At 60.2% G+C, this 18,310-nt stretch carries 21 protein-coding genes; 10 read left to right on the forward strand and 11 right to left on the reverse strand.

Annotated elements, in window-relative coordinates; genetic code table 11:
• Positions 1-20: 20 nt before the first annotated feature.
• The 4 genes from BK658_RS17450 (at position 21) to BK658_RS17465 (ending at position 4,024) form a co-directional block, all read left to right on the forward strand.
• Positions 21-1,043, forward strand: a complete 1,023-nt coding sequence (locus tag BK658_RS17450; protein WP_123583358.1) for an ABC transporter permease — start codon at positions 21-23, stop codon at positions 1,041-1,043.
• A gap of 411 nt (positions 1,044-1,454) precedes the next feature.
• Positions 1,455-1,859, forward strand: a complete 405-nt coding sequence (locus tag BK658_RS17455; RefSeq protein WP_019691009.1) for a TraR/DksA family transcriptional regulator — start codon at positions 1,455-1,457, stop codon at positions 1,857-1,859.
• A 602-nt stretch (positions 1,860-2,461) separates the two neighbouring features.
• Positions 2,462-3,685, forward strand: coding sequence for a methyl-accepting chemotaxis protein (locus BK658_RS17460; protein WP_404943185.1), 1,224 nt, complete (start codon positions 2,462-2,464; stop codon positions 3,683-3,685).
• Between the two features lie 135 nt (positions 3,686-3,820).
• A complete protein-coding gene (locus tag BK658_RS17465; protein WP_123583360.1) occupies positions 3,821-4,024 on the forward strand; it encodes a hypothetical protein in 204 nt (67 codons plus the stop codon).
• Between the two features lie 42 nt (positions 4,025-4,066).
• On the opposite strand, the gene BK658_RS17470 is transcribed toward BK658_RS17465, so the two are convergent.
• The 3 genes from BK658_RS17470 to BK658_RS30000 form a co-directional block, all read right to left on the reverse strand.
• The gene (locus BK658_RS17470; protein WP_123583361.1) at positions 4,067-4,297 is read right to left on the reverse strand and encodes a hypothetical protein; all 231 of its coding nucleotides are present in this window, start codon (positions 4,295-4,297) and stop codon (positions 4,067-4,069) included.
• Positions 4,298-4,456: 159 nt separating this feature from the next.
• Positions 4,457-4,648, reverse strand: coding sequence for a hypothetical protein (locus BK658_RS17475; protein ID WP_123583362.1), 192 nt, complete (start codon positions 4,646-4,648; stop codon positions 4,457-4,459).
• Between the two features lie 273 nt (positions 4,649-4,921).
• Positions 4,922-5,086 (reverse strand): hypothetical protein, encoded by a 165-nt coding sequence (locus BK658_RS30000; RefSeq protein ID WP_185019849.1) that lies wholly within the window; start codon positions 5,084-5,086, stop codon positions 4,922-4,924.
• On the opposite strand from BK658_RS30000, the gene BK658_RS17480 reads away from it, so the two are divergent.
• The 4 genes from BK658_RS17480 (at position 5,060) to BK658_RS17495 (ending at position 7,444) form a co-directional block, all read left to right on the forward strand.
• Positions 5,060-5,530, forward strand: coding sequence for a hypothetical protein (locus BK658_RS17480; protein ID WP_371922481.1), 471 nt, complete (start codon positions 5,060-5,062; stop codon positions 5,528-5,530). The genes BK658_RS30000 and BK658_RS17480 overlap by 27 nt on opposite strands.
• Positions 5,531-5,734: a hypothetical protein gene (locus BK658_RS17485; RefSeq protein ID WP_123583364.1), complete on the forward strand. Its 204-nt coding sequence runs from the start codon at positions 5,531-5,533 to the stop codon at positions 5,732-5,734. It begins immediately after the preceding gene.
• 119 nt (positions 5,735-5,853) lie between these two features.
• Positions 5,854-6,867 carry an ABC transporter substrate-binding protein gene (locus tag BK658_RS17490; RefSeq protein WP_123583365.1) on the forward strand — a complete coding sequence of 338 codons (1,014 nt, stop codon included), beginning with the start codon at positions 5,854-5,856 and terminating at the stop codon, positions 6,865-6,867.
• A gap of 139 nt (positions 6,868-7,006) precedes the next feature.
• Positions 7,007-7,444, forward strand: a complete 438-nt coding sequence (locus tag BK658_RS17495; RefSeq protein WP_123583366.1) for a DUF3995 domain-containing protein — start codon at positions 7,007-7,009, stop codon at positions 7,442-7,444.
• An 89-nt stretch (positions 7,445-7,533) separates the two neighbouring features.
• On the opposite strand, the gene BK658_RS17500 is transcribed toward BK658_RS17495, so the two are convergent.
• The 7 genes from BK658_RS17500 to BK658_RS17535 form a co-directional block, all read right to left on the reverse strand.
• Entirely contained in the window at positions 7,534-7,902 is a 369-nt protein-coding gene (locus tag BK658_RS17500) for a Na+/H+ antiporter subunit G (protein ID WP_123583367.1), read from the reverse strand.
• Positions 7,899-8,177, reverse strand: coding sequence for a K+/H+ antiporter subunit F (locus tag BK658_RS17505; protein ID WP_019690998.1), 279 nt, complete (start codon positions 8,175-8,177; stop codon positions 7,899-7,901). Before BK658_RS17505 ends, BK658_RS17500 begins: the two co-directional genes overlap by 4 nt.
• Positions 8,174-8,662 carry a Na+/H+ antiporter subunit E gene (locus BK658_RS17510; protein WP_123583368.1) on the reverse strand — a complete coding sequence of 163 codons (489 nt, stop codon included), beginning with the start codon at positions 8,660-8,662 and terminating at the stop codon, positions 8,174-8,176. The genes BK658_RS17505 and BK658_RS17510 overlap by 4 nt, the downstream gene beginning before the upstream one ends.
• Positions 8,659-10,344: a monovalent cation/H+ antiporter subunit D gene (locus BK658_RS17515; protein WP_123583369.1), complete on the reverse strand. Its 1,686-nt coding sequence runs from the start codon at positions 10,342-10,344 to the stop codon at positions 8,659-8,661. Before BK658_RS17515 ends, BK658_RS17510 begins: the two co-directional genes overlap by 4 nt.
• A complete protein-coding gene (locus BK658_RS17520) occupies positions 10,341-10,685 on the reverse strand; it encodes a Na+/H+ antiporter subunit C (RefSeq protein WP_003202835.1) in 345 nt (114 codons plus the stop codon). The genes BK658_RS17515 and BK658_RS17520 overlap by 4 nt, the downstream gene beginning before the upstream one ends.
• On the reverse strand, positions 10,685-13,603 hold the full coding sequence (locus tag BK658_RS17525; RefSeq protein ID WP_123583370.1) for a monovalent cation/H+ antiporter subunit A: 2,919 nt from the start codon (positions 13,601-13,603) through the stop codon (positions 10,685-10,687). Before BK658_RS17525 ends, BK658_RS17520 begins: the two co-directional genes overlap by 1 nt.
• Positions 13,604-13,854: 251 nt before the next feature.
• Positions 13,855-14,883 (reverse strand): DMT family transporter, encoded by a 1,029-nt coding sequence (locus BK658_RS17535; RefSeq protein WP_123583372.1) that lies wholly within the window; start codon positions 14,881-14,883, stop codon positions 13,855-13,857.
• Here BK658_RS17535 and BK658_RS17540 point away from each other — a divergent pair.
• Together BK658_RS17540 and BK658_RS17545 are read left to right on the forward strand one after the other, a co-directional pair.
• Positions 14,878-15,441: a helix-turn-helix domain-containing protein gene (locus BK658_RS17540; protein ID WP_123583373.1), complete on the forward strand. Its 564-nt coding sequence runs from the start codon at positions 14,878-14,880 to the stop codon at positions 15,439-15,441. The genes BK658_RS17535 and BK658_RS17540 overlap by 6 nt on opposite strands.
• Before the next feature lie 70 nt (positions 15,442-15,511).
• A complete protein-coding gene (locus BK658_RS17545) occupies positions 15,512-16,939 on the forward strand; it encodes an FAD/NAD(P)-binding protein (protein ID WP_123583374.1) in 1,428 nt (475 codons plus the stop codon).
• Positions 16,940-16,967: 28 nt separating this feature from the next.
• Here BK658_RS17545 and BK658_RS17550 read toward each other — a convergent pair whose 3' ends face one another.
• Positions 16,968-18,083: a Gfo/Idh/MocA family protein gene (locus BK658_RS17550; RefSeq protein ID WP_123583375.1), complete on the reverse strand. Its 1,116-nt coding sequence runs from the start codon at positions 18,081-18,083 to the stop codon at positions 16,968-16,970.
• Positions 18,084-18,310: the final 227 nt, after the last annotated feature.

Genomic DNA, 18,310 nt, shown 5'->3' on the forward strand with positions numbered 1-18,310 from the left:
CATTTGAAGGATGAGTGGTTATGAACGCGATACTGGAAAACAAGCCTGCAATGGCACCGGTCAAGAGTCGTCGGCGCTTACCGACCGAGCTGAGTATTTTTTTGGTGCTGATCGGCATTGGCCTGGTGTTTGAAGTGTTCGGCTGGATCGTGCGCGACCAGAGCTTTTTGATGAACTCCCAGCGGTTGGTCCTGATGATCCTGCAAGTGTCGATCATCGGCCTGCTGGCGATTGGCGTGACCCAGGTGATCATCACCACCGGCATCGATCTGTCGTCGGGTTCGGTACTGGCCTTATCGGCGATGATTGCCGCCAGTCTGGCGCAGACCTCGGATTTCGCCCGGGCGGTGTTTCCGTCGCTGACCGACTTGCCGGTGTGGATTCCGGTGATTGCCGGGCTCGGGGTCGGGCTGCTGGCGGGGGCAATCAATGGCAGCATCATTGCCGTCACCGGGATTCCGCCGTTCATTGCCACCTTGGGCATGATGGTCTCGGCCCGTGGCCTGGCGCGTTACTACACCGAAGGCCAGCCGGTGAGCATGCTCTCGGATTCCTACACGGCCATCGGCCACGGCGCGATGCCGGTGATCATCTTTCTGGTGGTGGCGGTGATCTTCCACATCGCCTTGCGCAACACCAAGTACGGTAAATACACCTACGCCATCGGCGGCAACATGCAGGCGGCGCGCACCTCAGGCATCAACGTCAAACGCCATCTGGTGATCGTCTACAGCATCGCCGGGTTGCTGGCGGGACTGGCAGGCGTAGTGGCATCGGCCCGTGCCGCAACCGGACAGGCCGGGATGGGCATGTCGTATGAACTGGACGCGATTGCCGCAGCGGTGATCGGCGGAACCAGCCTGGCGGGTGGCGTGGGGCGCATAACCGGCACGGTGATCGGCGCGCTGATCCTCGGCGTGATGGCCAGCGGCTTCACCTTCGTCGGCGTCGACGCCTACATTCAGGACATCATCAAAGGCCTGATCATCGTGGTCGCGGTGGTCATCGATCAATACCGCAACAAGCGCAAACTCAAGCGCTGATCTGCCCCCCATGGGAGCAATGCTCGCTCCCACAGGTCCGGCGTCCAAAGGTTGTACTTCGCAATACCCACATCTCGCACTGAAAAAAACCTTAACAATGGTGAATTACGCCACGCAGGCGCGCGTGGCATAGCCGTTTGTCTTCTATATACAGCCGCTCGATTGAATTTCTTGCTATAAACGCACTCCGATGAGCGCCTCAAAGCTTGCCATAGAGCAATTTAAGGGCCGTGTCGGACAAATTCCCTGTCTTTTCAGTTGCTGAGGTTGCAAGTCGGCCTTAGACTGCCGCCCCTCGTAAATTGAGTGCCGGGTGGCGCTTGGAATGTACGGCGCCTTTCCGAGGCCTTGCGGGTCGACCGGAAAGCTCCCTGATTCGCCTTAATGCACGTATTTTTTATAGAGAAATCAATGACAAAGGAAAAGTTGCTGGCCATGCCGGCGGATGACTACATGAATGCCGAGCAACAGGCTTTTTTCACCGAGCTGTTGCAAGCCATGAAAGTGGAAACCCACGAGCGCATCGAACAGAACCGCATCGCCATTGAGAGCCTGGATACCCCGGCTGACCCGGCTGACGCGGCTTCGGTCGAAGAAGAGCGCACTTGGCTGGTCAACGCCATTGATCGCGATCAGCGCATGCTGCCTCAGCTGGAAAGAGCGCTGGAACGTATCGGCGACGACACCTTCGGCTGGTGCGACGACAGCGGCGAGCCAATCGGCCTGAAACGCCTGCTGATCAGCCCGACCACCAAGTACTGCATCGAAGCTCAAGAGCGTCACGAGCAAATCGACAAGCACCAGCGTCAGGCCTGATTCAGTAGCGCCCATTCGCGGGCAAGCCCGCTCCCACAGGTCACACTTCACCTGTGGGAGCGGGCTTGCCCGCGAAGCTTTTTGCCGCCTGGAAAATATCCCCGCGATTCTATTGATCTGCTGCAAGCACCACGACTAATGGACCATAGATAATGGCCTTCTAGTGGCGCTTAATGCTGACACAACAAATAGAAGACGCAGTGGGGGTAACGAACATGGCACGCGACGGATCTCTGGCTGGCGCAGCAGCGCAATCACGGGTTTCACCCAAGACGGATGCGCGCTGGTTGATGCCTGCGCTGCAAAGCGTCGCCTTGATGGCGTTGCTGTGCGCCTTGGCACTCGGCGGCTGGTCGCTTTACCTCTGTTTACCGGTGGCGGTGCTGATTATCTGGCTGCCCCGGCTGCGTTCGCGGGCACCCGTCGACGTTCCCGTCGCCGATACGTCCAGTGCGATCACCGAACTGACCCGCGATCTGTCCTATTCCACCAGTCATAACGCGTTGTCGGCCGCTGGCGTGGCCTATTCGGTCAAGCAGCTGGCCGGCAAACTGCAGTCGCAACTCGATGCGGCCGCGCAGATCGTCAGCAGTGCCGAAGTCATGATCGGGACTGAGAAGGCGACTTCACAACTTAGCCAACAAGCCTTGAGTGCCGCCAGCGAAGCCCACCAAAGCAGTGTCCTGGGGAGCACTGTACTGGCCGAATCCATCACGCGGATGCATCAACTCAGTGTGCGTGCCAACGACAGTCGCGAGCTGATCGAAGCCCTGAGTGTGCGCAGTGAAGACATCCAGCGAGTGACGCTGGTGATTCAGACGATCGCCAGCCAGACCAATCTACTGGCGCTGAACGCGGCGATTGAAGCGGCGCGCGCCGGAGAGCATGGCCGTGGCTTTGCAGTGGTTGCCGATGAAGTTCGCGGGCTGGCCGGGCGCACTGCAACCGCTACCGGGGAGGTCGGTTTGATGGTGGCCGACATCCAGCAGCGCACAGCGCAGGTGGTCGAGCAGATCCGTCAGTTGTCCAGCGACCTGAACAACGGTGTCGAGCAAGTCGAACAGACCGGACAGCATTTGCAAAACATCGCCCGACTGGCCGCCGGGGTTGAAACCCAAGTCGCTGAAATCGCCAGTGGTTCAAGTAACAATCACCAACAACTGGACAGTCTGTTTCATGCCGTCGAACAGATGCGCAGCGATCTGGCAATCAGTGATCAGCAAACCCGGCACCTGGCGCAAGCGGCGGTGCAAATGGAGGGGCAGGCCGAGACCATCAGCGAACGCCTCGCCGAGGTCGGACTGGACGACTACCACCAGCGGATCTATGACCTGGCACGCGAAGGTGTCAGTCAGATCGCTGAGCGTTTCGCGCAGGACATCGACCAGGGACGCATCAGTCTGGAGGACCTGTTCGACCGCAACTATCAGGCAATTCCCAACACGGCGCCCACCAGGTTCCAGACCCGTTTTGATCGCTACGCCGATCAGGTGCTGCCGGGGATACAGGAACCCTTGCTCAAGCGTCATGAAGGTCTGGTGTTTGCGATCGCCTGCACCCAGCAAGGCTACGTACCGACGCACAATGCGATTTTCAGTCAGCCGCTGACCGGCGACGTAGATGTCGACACGTTGCAGAACCGCACCAAACGCAAATTCAGTGACCGTACCGGTATCCGCTGTGGCAGCCATCAACAGCCCGTATTACTTCAGACCTATACTCGTGATACGGGCGAATTGATGCATGACCTGTCGGTTCCAATCATGCTCAAAGGGCGGCATTGGGGTGGATTGCGCTTAGGTTACAAACCTGAAAGCCCACGTTAAGGCTGGTCCTGGGAACACGTGATTGTTACCGGTTATGCAAGGAAATTGTGCAGGCAGGCGGCTATTTCCAGCGAGCGGGACTCATTAATATTTCTACATTGTTAGGAAGCTAATGAAAAAATCCGAGGTGCTCTCATGCAAGGCAAAGTCGATGTGGCGGTGATGATTGGCAGTGGCGTGCCTGCTGGATTGCGGGCAGCGGGGCAAAGCGTGTGCTGGGTCGTCTTGCTCAATGGCGAGCAACGTGGCACTGCATTCTCAAGCCGCAATGAGGCCGAGGAATGTAAAGCTGCCTGGTTGGCGCAACTGAACGCCGAAAAGCCCGACAGCCTGCATTAAATCGTTTTTGCTAATGAGTCTGCTCAAGTCGCGACCTGTCGATCAGGCCTTCAGCGCGCCCTCATCAACGGCAAGCTTCAGCGCCTTGGCAGATTCCATGGCCGCGGCTGCGGCGACGTCTTTGGTCTTGAACCAGCGGTCTTTTTCGACCTGGTGGTAAGTCACAGTGGTCAGCGGCGGCTTCGCGCGCATGACAATGACCGCCTGGAATTCACCATCGACGTCTCTGGCTTCGCCCCAAATAAAAAATTCGCCGATATCAAATTCCGTCACGTACGCCTTCCCTTGGAAATTATTCTGCTGTTTTCAACGCAGCCCGCCGAAGGGGCTGAGTTTCAATGGTCGGGCAGTATGGCAGTTGTTGCTTGCTGGCGGCGCAGTTAAGTCATCGGTGTGACGAAACGACAGTGCAGGCAAACACAATCCGGGGTGTCAGAAACAGGTTTCGAGGTTTCTGGCGAGGGCGCAGGCTTCGTTGTGGTCACCACGGAAGCCTCTTACACGACCCGTTGCGGTTTCTTTGATATGGAAAAAACGGTTACCCGCCAGAACCACCTGATAACGCAGGTGAGGGCTATAGGTCAGGGTGTTTGTGTGCTGGGCAGGGAGGGTCAGCGTGCTCATATGAATTCCTTTTCTATGGTTTGCCGACGGATACACGTCGCTTTAGGTAGTCTAGGGGCGCATGGCTGCTCTAGAATCGCCTCCACGGGTTGGAGGTTCATGCTTATCTAAAGCAATTTTTTTCTGGCGATATGTCAGAAAAGTGCTTTTTTTAAAGAGTTTTCTCCCTAAAGTAGATAGTCCAGTATTCTCTGGCCGTTAGAAGGGCGATTTCCTTCAGCATCTGACGACCGCCAGGGAAGACGGGAGGATGGGCATTCCAGTAGTCTTTTCCTACCCTGCGATGAAGGAGCTTTCTGCTCGCTTCACGATTTCAGCGTGGGTCATCGTTGCGACATTTTCGGTATGACCGTTTTTCTGCTGCCTGATTTTTCTGCGGGTAGCGTCATTTTCAGATGTGGGGATGTTTCCTTGGCAGTAAGTAATCTCGATATGCATGCTTTGTTCGTGCTGGGTGATCTACGCGCAAAGCTGGTCAAACAGTTTCAATCACGTTTCGTTTACATCACCGAGCAGACCCCTGAAGGTATTTACGTCGCCGAGATCGACACCGAGTCGGCACTGGTGGTGGACGACAAGCCTCGCCTGGAACTCAAGGTCGGCGATCATTTCCGCGCAGCGGTATTGCCGAGTCGCGAAGGTGGCAAATTCGAAATCAAGTTTCGCGAGATCAAACTCACGGTCTACGGCCTCGGTGATTACGCGTTCGTGACCACGGCAGATGGTCACGCCATTCTGTTCAAGGAAGGCCATAGCGTAGTGACGGTGTTTGCCGCTCACCAACAGCTACAGGAAGGCCTGACCAAAACCTTGAAAGCGGTGACTGGCAAAGCTGCCAAGTGGCGCAAGGGCGAGCTCACGACGTTCAAGGCCAGCGAATAAATGAGCCTGTCCCGGGCCGACTTCCATGAGCAAAACCTCGACAGTGCTCGTGCACAAGCCCAGCGCCTGTTCGCTCAGAAGGCTGTTCTGCAAGGCGCCTGGCTAAGCTGGGTGGCATCACAGATCTACACCTTGCGTCCGGCGGAGTACGCCAGCATGGTGCGAAGGGAGTTGCAGCACTTGCAGGACTCTTCTGAAAGTTGATCGTTGGACCTCGAACGCACAAACCTCTACTACAGTCAGTTGACTGAGTATTCGCAGGTGCGCGGCCTTTGTGCGCAAAGCCGTCCTGCCATGGCTGTGAACAGCACGAGGTGCAACGCATGAAAGGGTTTCGACTGCTGCTGGGAAGTCTGCTAACCACTGTGGGTCTGTTGGTGTCGCCCGTGACCGTAATGGCCGCCCCGGCGCCGATCCACTTCGCTGACCTGAACTGGGAAAGCGGCAGTCTGATCACCGACATTTTGCGGATCATTGTCGAGAAAGGTTACGGCCTGCCGACGGATACCTTGCCGGGCACCACCATCACCCTGGAAACTGCGCTGGCCAACAATGACATTCAGGTCATAGGCGAAGAGTGGGCCGGTCGCAGTCCGGTCTGGGTCAAGGCCGAGGCTGAAGGCAAGGTGGCGAGTATCGGCGATACGGTCAAAGGCGCAACCGAAGGCTGGTGGGTGCCGGAATACGTGATCAAGGGCGATCCGGCCAAAGGCATCAAGCCATTGGCGCCGGACTTGCGCAGCGTGTCGGACTTGCCGCGCTACAAGGATGTCTTCAGCGATCCGGAAAGCCCCGGCAAGGGACGTTTTCTCAATAGCCCGATCGGCTGGACCTCGGAAGTGGTCAACAAGCAGAAGCTCAAGGCCTATGGTCTGACGGACAGCTATGTGAATTTTCGCAGCGGTTCCGGCGCGGCGCTGGACGCAGAGATCACCTCGTCCATTCGCCGTGGCAAACCGGTGCTGTTTTATTACTGGTCGCCAACGCCATTGCTCGGGCGCTTCAAGCTGATTCAGCTGGAAGAGCCGCCGTTCGATGCCGAGGCCTGGAAGACCCTGACCGATGCCGATAATCCCGACCCGAAACCGACACGCTCGCTGCCCTCGAAACTGTCGATTGGGGTGTCTGCGCCTTTCCAGAAACAGTATCCGCAGGTGACGGAGTTTTTCAGCAAGGTCGACCTGCCTATCGGGCCTCTGAACAAGGCCCTGGCCGAAATCAGCGAGAAACATACCGCGCCGCGCCAGGCGGCCGAAGCCTTCATGAGGGCGCACCCGGATGTCTGGCGGGCGTGGTTGCCCAAGGATGTCGCAGACAAGGTCTCTGCAAGTCTGTAGGGTACCCGGTCGATCAATGAACGGTCAGAGTTCAGGCGAATTCCATGGGGCGTGACGGCAACATTGCCGTGGAACAACGCACTGACAAAAAGTCTGGTCTAGGCTGTTTCTTCTGCCATCGATTCCCGGAACCCTGCTCATGACGTTTGTGCTTGCTCAATGGATCGTCGCCGCGTTTGTGCTGATCAGCCTGATTCATCTGTACTGGGCGCTCGGCGGTCGCTGGGCCAGTGACGCTGTTGTGCCACAGGTACAAGACGGTGCAGAGGAAGGGCTGCGGCCGGCTTTCAAACCGTCTGCGCTGGGAACCCTGGCGGTGGCTATCGGGTTGTTGCTGATTGCCTTGATGGTGTGCCTGAGAGTTGGCCTGTTTGTGCCGGCAGTCAGGCACTGGTCGCTGCAATGGTTGATCAGTGCAGTTGCCTTGCTGATGTTTGCCCGCGCGATTGGTGATTCGAACCTTGTCGGCTTTTTCAAGGAACAGGCCGGGTCGAAGTTCGCGCGCCTCGACACCTGGGCCTATTCACCGCTGTGTGTGGTGTTGGGGGCGGGGTTGTTGGCTGTGGCGTGGGGGTGAGTTCTAAATCTTCGGGATCGCAGCCTGCGGCAGCTCCTACAGAAGCATGCGATAGCGTAGGAGCTGCCGCAGGCTGCGATCTTTTCGGCTCAACGCTCGCTTTCTGTCCGTCGGCTGCTGACTTCAGCCGGCACATCATCCCCGGCCATGCGCTTGCGGAACAACGCCGCACGCGCCAGCAGCAGGGTGGTGACCGGCATGGTGATCGACAGCAATATCGGAATCAGCCAGGCGTGCAACACTGGACTCGATTTGAGTGCCGAGAAATAGATGATCGACGCCAGGGCCACGCACCAGGCGCCCAAAGTCGAGGCCAACGCCGGCGGGTGCATGCGTTGGAAGTAGTCCTTCAAGCGCAGCAGGCCGATGGCGCCGATCAACGCGAACAGGCTGCTGGCCACCAGCAGGATCGCCACCGGGATCTCGACCCACAACGACAACTGACCCAGCTCATTCATTCGATCACCTCGCCACGCAACAGGAATTTCGCCAGGGCAAATGAGCCGACGAAGCCGAACAGTGCGATCAGCAGCGCCGCTTCGAAGTAGGTGTCACTGGCATAGCGGACGCCCAGCACCAGCATCATCAGCATGGCGAGGATGTACAGGTAATCCAGCGCCAGAACCCGGTCTTGTGCCGATGGACCTTTGAACAGGCGAATCAGCGTCAGCCCCATCGCCAGGGAGAAAATGAACAGGCTGAACAGAACCGCATTCGAAAGCAGGGCACTCATTCGAAAATCTCCATCAAGGGGCGCTCATAAGTCGCCTTGAAGTGCTGGATGAAGTGCGCTTCGTCATCCAGATCGAACACATGCAATAGCAGAATGCTGCGATCCAGTGCCAGCTCCGACCAGACTGTACCGGGAATCACCGTGGTGATCATCGACAGCGCCGCGAGGCCATTGGCGTCACGCAGGTCCAGCGGCACCTTGATAAACGTTGAGTGTGGCGGCCGTCGACCGGCGTTCAACACGCCCCAGGCGACGGCGAGGTTGGACGCCAGCACGTCATACCCGACGAGGATGATCAGGCGCAGGATTACTCCGGGCCGACGAATACGGATCGGCAGCGGTCGCAGTTTGCGCATCATCAGCGGTGCGCAAAAACCCAGTATCGCACCCAGTAGCAGGTTGCCCGGGCTGATGGACTGGTTCAGCACCAGCCACAGCACCCAAAGGGCCAACGACAACCAGGGGGCAGGGAACAGGCGTTTCATGGTTGCACCTCCTGTATCGCAGCCTTGGCTTCGGGGCTGGGTACGGCGCGGGTGCCGAGTACCGCCATCACGTATTGCTGCGGATTGTTCAAGGTGTCGGCGGCCGCCTGGGTGTAACGCATCAGCGGTTCAGCCTTGAAGGTCAACACGATGCTCAAGGCCAACAAGGCAAAGATCGGCATGCATTCCAGGCGTCGCAGCACCGGTGACGGGCGTTCTGCGGGCGTCCAGAAGCGCTGGATGCCCAAGCGCGAGAAGGCGATCAACGAGGCCAGCCCGGACAGGATCAACAGCACCAGCAGGCTCCACGCCGCGTTCGATATCGGCTGCTCCCCCGAGGTGCCGAGGCCCAGCGGGTTGAGCAGGGCGCTGAGCAAGCCGAGCTTGCCGATGAACCCGGAGAGCGGCGGCATGCCGATGATCAGCAGGGCGCAGGCAATGAAGCTCAAGCCAAGGAACGCCATGGTCCAGGGAATCACCTGGCCGACCACGGCTTTCTGGTCGTCGTCGAGGTTGATGCCCTTGGTCGGCGGTGAGGATCGCAGCGGTCTTGGCAGCGCTTCGATTTCATCGTCCAGCGGCATTTCGATGGCCGTGCGCGAACGTTCGATCAGCTCCGCCAGCAGGAACAGCGCGCTGAGTGCCAGGGTCGAGCTGACCAGATAGAACAGCGCCGCGCCGATCAGGCTCGGCTGGGCAAAACCGATGGCTGACAACAGGATGCCCGCCGACACCATGATGCTCAGGCTGGCCATGCGCTCCAGTCGCTGCGTGGCCAGGATCGCCAACGCCGCGCAGATAATTGTCGCCATGCCGCCGTAGGTCAGCCAGTCGCCGCCAAAGTATGCCGATGCACCGGCCTGGCCGGAGAACAGCAGGGTCCACAGACGCAGCAAGGTGTAGACGCCGACCTTGGTCATGATCGCGAACATCGCCGCCACCGGAGCACTGGCCGAGGAGTAGGCCGGGGCCAGCCAGAAGTTCAGCGGCCACATCCCGGCCTTCGCCAGGAACGCCACAGCCAGAATCGCCGCGCCGGCATGCAGCAAGCCGCGATCGGCTTCCGGCACTAGCGGGATCTTCAGCGCCAGGTCGGCCATGTTCAGGGTGCCGGTGACGCCATAGATCAGCGCTGCGCCAATCAGGAACAGCGACGAGGCCAGCAGGTTGATCGAAATGTAATGCAGACCCGACGACACCCGGGCGCGCCCCGAGCCGTGCAGCATCAAGCCGTAAGACGCTGCCAGCAGCACTTCGAAAAACACGAAGAGGTTGAACAGGTCGGCGGTCAGGAAGGCCCCGTAGAGACCCATCAGTTGAATCTGGAACAGCGCGTGGAAGCTTGCGCCGGCACTGTCCCAACGGGCCATGGCGAACAGCAGGGCGCTGACGCCGATGATCCCGGTCAGTACCAGCATCAGTGCCGACAGGCGATCGACCACCAGCACGATGCCAAACGGTGCTTGCCAGTTACCCGGCAGGTAGACGCCGATGGAGCCGGGCACACCTTGCGCCTGGGTCCACTGCAGCAACAGCACGGAAATCCCCAGGCCCAGCAGGCTGGAGAACAGGTTGATCCGGGCTTTGAGCGGGCGGTGTTTTTCGCCGAGCATCAGCATCAGCGCCGCCGTCAGCAATGGCAGTAGTATCGGTGCAGCGATCAGATGGGGCATCCAGCTCATTCTTTAGGCTCCCGGCCATCGACATGGTCAGTGCCGGTCAGGCCCCGGGACGCCAGCAACACCACCAGGAACAGTGCGGTCATGGCGAAACTGATGACGATGGCGGTGAGTACCAGCGCCTGAGGCAGCGGGTCGGTGTAATGCAACAAGTCCTGGGGCACGCCGTCCTTGATGATTGGCTCCTTGCCAATGAACAGGCTGCCCATGCTGAAGATGAACAGGTTGACCCCGTAAGACAGCAGGCACAGGCCCATGACGACCTGAAAGGTCCGTGGGCGCAGCACCAGCCAGACCCCGGAGGCTGCCAGTACGCCAATGGCGATTGCGATGACTTCTTCCATCAGGCAGCTCCTGGCTTGGCAATGGGTTTAGGCTGGCTGCTCGGCTTGTGGCCACGCACCGATTGGTGCGCCAGGGCAGTCAGGATCAGCAGTGTCGAACCCACCACCACGGCGTACACGCCAATGTCGAAGCCCAGCGCACTGGCGATATGAATCTCGCCCAGCAGCGGCAACCCGAAATGCCAGGTGTGGGTGGTCAGGAACGGATAACCGGCGACCATCGCACCAAGGCCGGTGAGCGTGGCGAAGAGCAGGCCGGTGCCCATCCAGCGCACCGGCCGCAGGCTCATCTGCGCCTCGACCCACTGAGTGCCGGCGACCATGTATTGCAGGATGAACGCCACCGACATCACCAGACCCGCGACAAAACCGCCGCCCGGTTGATTGTGCCCGCGCATGAACAGGTAGAACGACACCACCAGGGCAATCGGCAGCAACAGCCGCACCAGCACCGCCGGGACCATCATGAAGCCCAGCGCGGTATCGCTGGCGTGACGCGGGTTGACCAGATCGGTGACCACGTCCGGTGCCAGCAGGCGCTGTTGCGCCGGTAGCTGCATGCTTTCTTTCGGTGGACGGAAGCGTCGCAGCAGGGCAAACACTGTCAGCGCCACGGCCACCAGCACGGTGATTTCACCGAGGGTGTCGAAGCCGCGGAAGTCCACCAGCATCACGTTGACCACGTTGCTGCCGCCACCTTCAGGCAGCGCGCGACTGAGGTAAAACGAGGAGATGTCATTCGGTGTCTGGCGGGTCAGCATAGCGTAGGCGAGCAGCGCCATGCCGATGCCGACTGCGCTCGACAGCAGCAAGTCGCGCAATCGGCGAACCCGCGCCTTGGGCACGCTGCTGGGCAGTGGCGAGACCTCTTCGATCCGCCGTGGCAACCAACGCAGGCCAAGCAGGATCAGCACGGTGGTCACCACCTCGACCACCAATTGGGTCAGGGCCAGGTCCGGCGCCGAGAACCAGACGAAGGTGACGCAGGTCATCATGCCGCAGACACTGACCATGGTCAGGGCCGCGAGTCGGTGGTACTTGGCTTGCCAGGCGGCACCCAGCGCGCAGGCAATTGCCAGCAACCAGAGCGTGACGAAGACGATCGAGCCGGGGATTTTCGGCCGCTCGCCCCAGCTCAGGCCACTGTGCAGCAGCGGAATCAACCCCGCCAACACGGCTACCAGCACCAGCAGGAACAATTGGGTTTGCAGACGCTTGGTACTGACCCGCCGCTCAAGCCGTCGAGCCAGACGCATCATCACCACCAGGCTGCGTTCGAACAGGCGCTTGCCGTTGAGGCGGCCAATGAGCGGCGGGTATTTGAACCGCCCGCGTTTTAGCTGATTGCGCAGCAGCAAGTACACAACGATACCGGCGGACATGGCAATCAGGCTCATGATCATCGGCGCGTTCCAGCCGTGCCAGATCGCCAGGCTGTATTCGGGCAAGGTTCCACCCACCACCGGCAAGGCCGCGGCGGCGAGTAACGGGCCGACCACCTGGGCCGGGAAGATCCCCACCACCAGGCAGGTGAACACCAGCAACTCCACCGGCGCCCGCATCCAGCGCGGCGGTTCGTGCGGGGTGTGCGGCAGGTCGGTGGCGGTCGGGCCGAAGAACACATCAACCGTAAAGCGCAGCGAATAGGCGACGCTGAACGTACCGGCGATGGTCGCGACGATCGGCAGGGTGGTCTCGATCCATGCCGAGGCATTGATGAACACGGTTTCGGCGAAGAACATCTCTTTCGAAAGAAAACCGTTGAGCAACGGCACGCCGGCCATCGAGGCGCTGGCGACCATCGCCAGGGTCGCGGTGAACGGGATCAGTTTGATCAGGCCGCTGAGCTTGCGAATGTCGCGGGTGCCGCTTTCGTGGTCGATGATTCCGGCGGCCATGAACAGCGAGGCCTTGAAGGTTGCGTGGTTGAGAATATGAAACACCGCCGCGACAGCGGCCAGCGGGCTGTTCAGGCCCAGCAACAGGGTGATCAGGCCCAAATGGCTGATGGTCGAGTAGGCCAGCAGGCCCTTGAGGTCGTTCTGGAACATTGCGCAGTAAGCGCCGAGCAACAACGTACAAGCGCCAGCCCCGCTGACGATATAGAACCATTCTTCGCTGCCGGACAGCGACGGCCACAGCCGTGCCAGAAGGAAAACCCCGGCCTTGACCATGGTCGCCGAGTGCAGGTAAGCCGAGACCGGTGTCGGAGCGGCCATGGCGTGGGGAAGCCAGAAGTGGAAGGGGAACTGGGCGCTTTTACTCAAGGCGCCGATCAGGATCAGCGGCAGCAGAATAGGGTACAGCGCATGGGCGCGAATCAGATCGCCGGCGGCCAGGACCTTGTCCAGGTCATAGCTGCCCACGACATGGCCGAGCAGCATCGCCCCCGCCAGCAGGCATAAACCACCGGCACCGGTCACCATCAGCGCCATGTAGGCGCCACGGCGAGCATCGGCGCGGTGGTGCCAATAGCCGATCAACAGGAACGAGAAGAGGCTGGTCAGCTCCCAGAAAAATACTATCTGAATCAGATTGCCGGAGATCACCAGCCCGAGCATGGCGCCCATGAACGCCAGGAAGAATGCAAAGAAGCGCGGCACCGGGTCGTCTGGCGACATGTAATACCGGGCGTACAGCGAAACCAGCGTGCCGATGCCCAGCACCAGCATCGAGAACAGCCAGGCGAAACCGTCCATGCGCAGGACGAAATTCAAGCCCAGGCTCGGTAGCCAGAAGAACTCTTCGCGAATCACGCCACCATGGGCGATTTGCGGATACAGCAACGCCACCTGGACGGTGCCGATCAAGGCGACCAGGCCAGCGAGTATCGATTCAGTGTTACGCGCGTTGTGCGGCAGCAAGGCCGCCAGACAGCTGCCAATAAAAGGCAGAAGCAGTAGAACTATCAGGGACATAGGCTTCTAATCTGCGGAAGTTTGTGAAGGATCATACGTGCCGAGCCCCTGATCACCAACTGCCAAGCTGTGGCAGGATCCTACAAGGTAGGCTGAAAACGCCTGATTCACATTGTTTCGAAGGTTAGAAGTGATCGTTCCCACGCTCCGCGTGGGAACGTCTCACCGGACGCTCTGCGTCCGCTCTTGGGACGCGGAGCGTCCCTGGCTGCATTCCCACGCAGAGCGTGGGAACGATGGTATTTCCAGGCTTACTCCACGGACTCTCGCTCCAACTCATCCGCTGTTTCAGCCGTGGCTTTACCCTTGGTCTTCAGTTCACTAACGATCACCGCCGCGACAATCAACCCCGCACCGAACAGCGCCAGCCCCGGCAGCCGCTCGCCCGCGATGCGCCCGGCAATTCCAGCCCAGACCGGTTCGCCGGCATAGATCAGCGTCGCGCGGGTCGGTGAGACGCTTTTCTGCGCCCAGTTCATCGCCACCTGAATCGCCGCGCTGGCGGCGCCCAGGCCTACGGCGCTGGCCAGCAGCAACCACGAGAAACCGGGAAGCGCTTCCTGAGTCGGCACGATCATCAAAAATGCCAGCACCGAGGTGGTTGCCAGTTGCACCACTGTGACCCGACGCACGTCGACCCGGCCAGCATAGGTGCTGATCAGAATGATTTCGGCGGCGATGGCGACGGCGCTGATCAGTGTGGCGATTTCCCCTGAGCTGAAATTCAACGACGCCCCGGCAGGGCCGGAGAGCAGCATCAACCCGGTAAACGCCAACATGATGCCAATGCTCGGCATCAACCCTGGCCGACGCCCGAGCACCAGCCATTGCAGCAAAGGCACGAACGGCACGTAAAGCGCGGTGATAAACGCCGATTGGCTGCTGAGGATGGTCTGCAAGCCAACGGTTTGCAGGCCGTAGCCGAGCATGATCGCCACACCAATGAACGCACCGGCCTTGAGTTCAAACAGAGTCAACTCACGCAGGCTGCGCCAGGAGAACAGCGCGACAATACTCGCCGCTGCAGCAAAGCGCAGGCCGACGAAAAACATCGGCCCGCTGACCGTCATCGCATGCTGCACCAACAGGAATGTCCCGCCCCAGACCATGGTGATCAGCACCAGCACGCATTCAGCCTTGCTGAACCGTGAGAAAAAGGCAGAGGGTTTGGAAGTATTCACCGACGTCATGGCCTTGCGCACTACCTGAGGGGGACGCACAATGCGCCCGAAGTTGGGCAGTATACTGCGCAAACCTACTAAGTGAGCAATATAGTGCACAAAGATTCCGGCCAACGGGCCTCCGTCCTTCAACACGTCAGCCAGAACGTCCGACGCCTGCGCCATGCCGCAGAGCTGAGCCAGACCGCATTGGCGGAAAAGTCCGGGGTCAGCCGCCGGATGCTGGTGGCCATCGAAGCCGGTGAGAAAAACGTCAGCCTGACCACCCTCGACCGGGTGGCCGAAGCATTGGACGTGGCCTTCAGTGACCTGATCCAGGCACCCGAGGTGCGCGACCCAAGCCGCATCAACGAACTGGCGTGGGCCGGCTTGATTCCCGGCAGTAAAGCGGTGCTGTTGGCCAAGGCGAATGCCAGTCGTGAAGTCGAACTCTGGGAGTGGCGGCTGGAACCGGGCGAGGAGTACGTTTCAGAGCCGGATGCCGATGGCTGGAGCGAACAGCTGTATGTCTTCGAAGGCAGCCTGACGCTGGTACTGGGGGATGAAGAGCGCATTCTCGAGACAGGCGAGTTTGTCAGCTTCGCCAGTAACCGGCCTCACGCCTATCGCAATGATGGAGCGGTGGCGACGCGGTTTGTGCGTAATGTGGTGCTCTGAAACAGATCATCGGCCCCGATAACCATGCAGTGATACATTTCAGACATTCTCCTCGATCCGTGAGAACCGCATGACTGAAACCCCAGTTGAACAGGCAACAGACATTATTCGCAACGCTGACATCCTGATCGTTGGCGGTGGCCTGAGCGGTGCGTTACTCGCCGCGCAGTTGATGCGCCTGCCCGGCAAGCGTCAGGTGCTGGTGATTGAACCCCGAGCCGAGTTGGGTCGGGGCGAGGCCTATAGCGCGGTTGAATTGGGCCATACGCTGAATGGCAATGCCGCACGGATGAGCGTCGACCCGGACAACGCCGATGACCTGACCCAATGGCTGAGCGCATTTATTGCGAGTGGCGGCTGGCCGGAGTCGGACCAGCAGTCAGTGCCGGTTGCCGAGTTGTTCCCGCCTCGGGGCATTTTCGGCCTGTATGTGCAGCAGCGGTTGGCCGAAGCCCAGGCCGTCGGCGCGGGCTATGGCTCAAGCGTCGAGCATGTGCGCGGGGAAGCGGTCGACCTGCAAACCAATGAACACGGCACGTTACTGACATTGAGTGATGGCGCACGGTTGCGCGGCGCTTTTGCGGTGCTGGCGACCGGCTTGTTCCCGGCTGCGCGAACCCCACAAACCGAATCCAGTGGCTTGAACGCTGCAGCCGTCGATCCTTGGGATGTGGCGGCCATGACGCAGCTTGATCCGCAGTCGACGGTGTTGATCATCGGCTCGGGCCTGACCATGGTCGATGCCGTGGTGTCGCTGGAGCAGGCCGGGCATCGTGGACCGATCGAAGTGTTTTCCCGTCACGGCTTGCTGCCGCATGTGCGTCGGCAACCGCCGGCGTGGATGGATTTTCTGGCCGAAGATCCCGACATTCGCAGCCCGCGTCAGTTGATGCATGAACTGCGGCGCCATTGCCGTGCGGCGATGGCGGACGGTATCGACTGGCAGGCGCCGCTGGATACCGTGCGGGCGCATATCGGGCGGCTGTGGAGCCAGGCAACGGATGTGCAACGCCGGCAGTTTGTGCGTCATGTGCGGCCGTGGTGGGAAAGTCATCATCATCGATCGCCACCCTTGAGTGCCGAGCTGGTGGCGCGTTTGCATCAGTCAGGGCGTTTGCGAATTCAGGCCGCTTCGTTCAAAGGCCTGGCGCCCTCGGCGGACGGACGGGTGAGCATTTGCATTCGTCGGCGCGGGGAGTCTGAAGTGACGGTGGTCAGTGGCGACGCGCTGATCAACTCCAGCGGCATCGAATACGATTGGCGCCGGGTCGCCCGACCCTTGCCGCGACAACTGCTGGCCCGCGGCTTGATAAAACCGGGGCCGTTGGCGCTGGGGATCGCGGCAGATGCGAGCGGGGCGGTGATGGATGCCGAGGGGCAGGTTGCCCAGCGCTTGTTCGCCATGGGCCCGCCCCTGCGTGGAATGTGGTGGGAAAGCACGGCGGTAACTGACGTGGCGAGTCAGGCCAAGGCGTTGGCACTACGGCTGGCGTGCTGAGCGTTGCCGTAAGGCAGCGCTGGAGCGATCAGACCTCCCTGATATTGACCCAGCGCTGCTCCCGCGCCGCCAGCCGAATCGCCGCCGCCAAGCGCTCCACTTCCCAGGCTTCCTCGAAATCAGTGCCGTCCTGGCCTTGCCCGGCCAGGGCCATGATCAGCGCATGCACTTCCAGCGTCTTCAACTCGTTGTAGCCCAATTGATGCCCCGGTGCAGGGCTGAACGCCGCGTAGCCGGGCAGGTTCGGTCCGGCCAGTAAACGCTGGAAACCGTCCTGGCCGACGCGGCACAGGCGTAACTCATTCAAGCGCTCCTGATCGAACACCAGGGTACCCTTGGTGCCGCTGATCTCGAAGCTCAGATGATTCTTGTAGCCGTGCTTGAGCCAACTGCTGCTGAAGGTCCCACGAGCGCCGTTGGCAAAGCGCAGTAGGGCGTGGGCCTGATCGTCGACGGCAATGCTGCGTTGTTCCGGGCTGCCCGCCGTAGCCGGACGCTGACGGTGCACCGTTTGGGTATCGGCGCACACCGCTTCGACATCGCCCACCAGATAGCGCGCCATGGCCAGCAAATGACTCCCCAGGTCCGCCAGCGCGCCGCCGGCATGTTCGGCCTCGCAGCGCCAAGACCACGGCGAGTTCGAGTCAGCCATGAAGTCTTCGCTGAATTCGCCTTGAAAGCTGATGATCTCGCCCAGCTCGCCGTTTCGAATCAGATCGCGGGCTAAACCAATGATCGGGTTGTGCTGGTAGTTGTAGCCCACGCGGGTGACCACGCCGGCCGCTTTGGCCGCCAGGTGCATGGCGTTGGCTTGTTGAAGACTGACTGCCAGCGGTTTTTCGCAGTACAGCGGTTTGCCGGCGGCGATAGCGGCCATGGCCATCGGGTAATGAAGATGGTTGGGGGTGGTGATGGCGATCAGGTTGACCTTCGGATCGTCGATCAACTGCTGCCAGTCACTGTGGGCCCGATCGAAGCCCCAGGCAGTGGCGCACGCTTGTGCGCGAGCGGGATCGGCGTCGGCAAGAGCCGCGAGGCGCAGCGTAAAGGGCAGTTCGAAAGCCGCGCTGACATTGCGAAAGGCCAGGGCGTGGGCACGGCCCATGAAGCCCGTGCCGATAAGTCCGATTCCGAGTTCGCGCATAACAGGGTCCTTTGGATTATTGTTTTCAGGATGCCTAGTTATGAAATAAATATTCGATAATTGCAATGCATGGAATTAATGTTCTTTTCGTTGATCGTTCCCACGCTCTGCGTGGGAATGCCTCATTGGACGCTCTGCGTCCGCTTCGACAGGTGACGCGGAGCGTCACGGGCTGCATTCCCACGCAGAGCGTCACTAGTGTCCGGTAAAAACTGAAGGGGGAGCTT

It is taken from the genome of Pseudomonas brassicacearum, from assembly GCF_003732175.1.
GTDB lineage: Bacteria > Pseudomonadota > Gammaproteobacteria > Pseudomonadales > Pseudomonadaceae > Aquipseudomonas > Aquipseudomonas brassicacearum_G.

Coding starts and splice junctions, on each gene's coding strand:
- BK658_RS17515 (WP_123583369.1), bottom strand. CDS start 10,344: ATGAGCTGGATGCCCCATCTGATCGCTGCACCGATACTACTGCCATTG.
- BK658_RS17525 (WP_123583370.1), bottom strand. CDS start 13,603: ATGTCCCTGATAGTTCTACTGCTTCTGCCTTTTATTGGCAGCTGTCTG.
- BK658_RS17490 (WP_123583365.1), top strand. CDS start 5,854: ATGAAAGGGTTTCGACTGCTGCTGGGAAGTCTGCTAACCACTGTGGGT.
- BK658_RS17460 (WP_404943185.1), top strand. CDS start 2,462: ATGATCGGGACTGAGAAGGCGACTTCACAACTTAGCCAACAAGCCTTG.
- BK658_RS17485 (WP_123583364.1), top strand. CDS start 5,531: ATGAGCCTGTCCCGGGCCGACTTCCATGAGCAAAACCTCGACAGTGCT.
- BK658_RS17545 (WP_123583374.1), top strand. CDS start 15,512: ATGACTGAAACCCCAGTTGAACAGGCAACAGACATTATTCGCAACGCT.
- BK658_RS17520 (WP_003202835.1), bottom strand. CDS start 10,685: ATGGAAGAAGTCATCGCAATCGCCATTGGCGTACTGGCAGCCTCCGGG.
- BK658_RS17455 (WP_019691009.1), top strand. CDS start 1,455: ATGACAAAGGAAAAGTTGCTGGCCATGCCGGCGGATGACTACATGAAT.
- BK658_RS17505 (WP_019690998.1), bottom strand. CDS start 8,177: ATGAGTGCCCTGCTTTCGAATGCGGTTCTGTTCAGCCTGTTCATTTTC.
- BK658_RS17495 (WP_123583366.1), top strand. CDS start 7,007: ATGACGTTTGTGCTTGCTCAATGGATCGTCGCCGCGTTTGTGCTGATC.
- BK658_RS17550 (WP_123583375.1), bottom strand. CDS start 18,083: ATGCGCGAACTCGGAATCGGACTTATCGGCACGGGCTTCATGGGCCGT.
- BK658_RS17500 (WP_123583367.1), bottom strand. CDS start 7,902: ATGAATGAGCTGGGTCAGTTGTCGTTGTGGGTCGAGATCCCGGTGGCG.
- BK658_RS17510 (WP_123583368.1), bottom strand. CDS start 8,662: ATGAAACGCCTGTTCCCTGCCCCCTGGTTGTCGTTGGCCCTTTGGGTG.
- BK658_RS30000 (WP_185019849.1), bottom strand. CDS start 5,086: ATGCATATCGAGATTACTTACTGCCAAGGAAACATCCCCACATCTGAA.
- BK658_RS17450 (WP_123583358.1), top strand. CDS start 21: ATGAACGCGATACTGGAAAACAAGCCTGCAATGGCACCGGTCAAGAGT.
- BK658_RS17475 (WP_123583362.1), bottom strand. CDS start 4,648: ATGAGCACGCTGACCCTCCCTGCCCAGCACACAAACACCCTGACCTAT.
- BK658_RS17465 (WP_123583360.1), top strand. CDS start 3,821: ATGCAAGGCAAAGTCGATGTGGCGGTGATGATTGGCAGTGGCGTGCCT.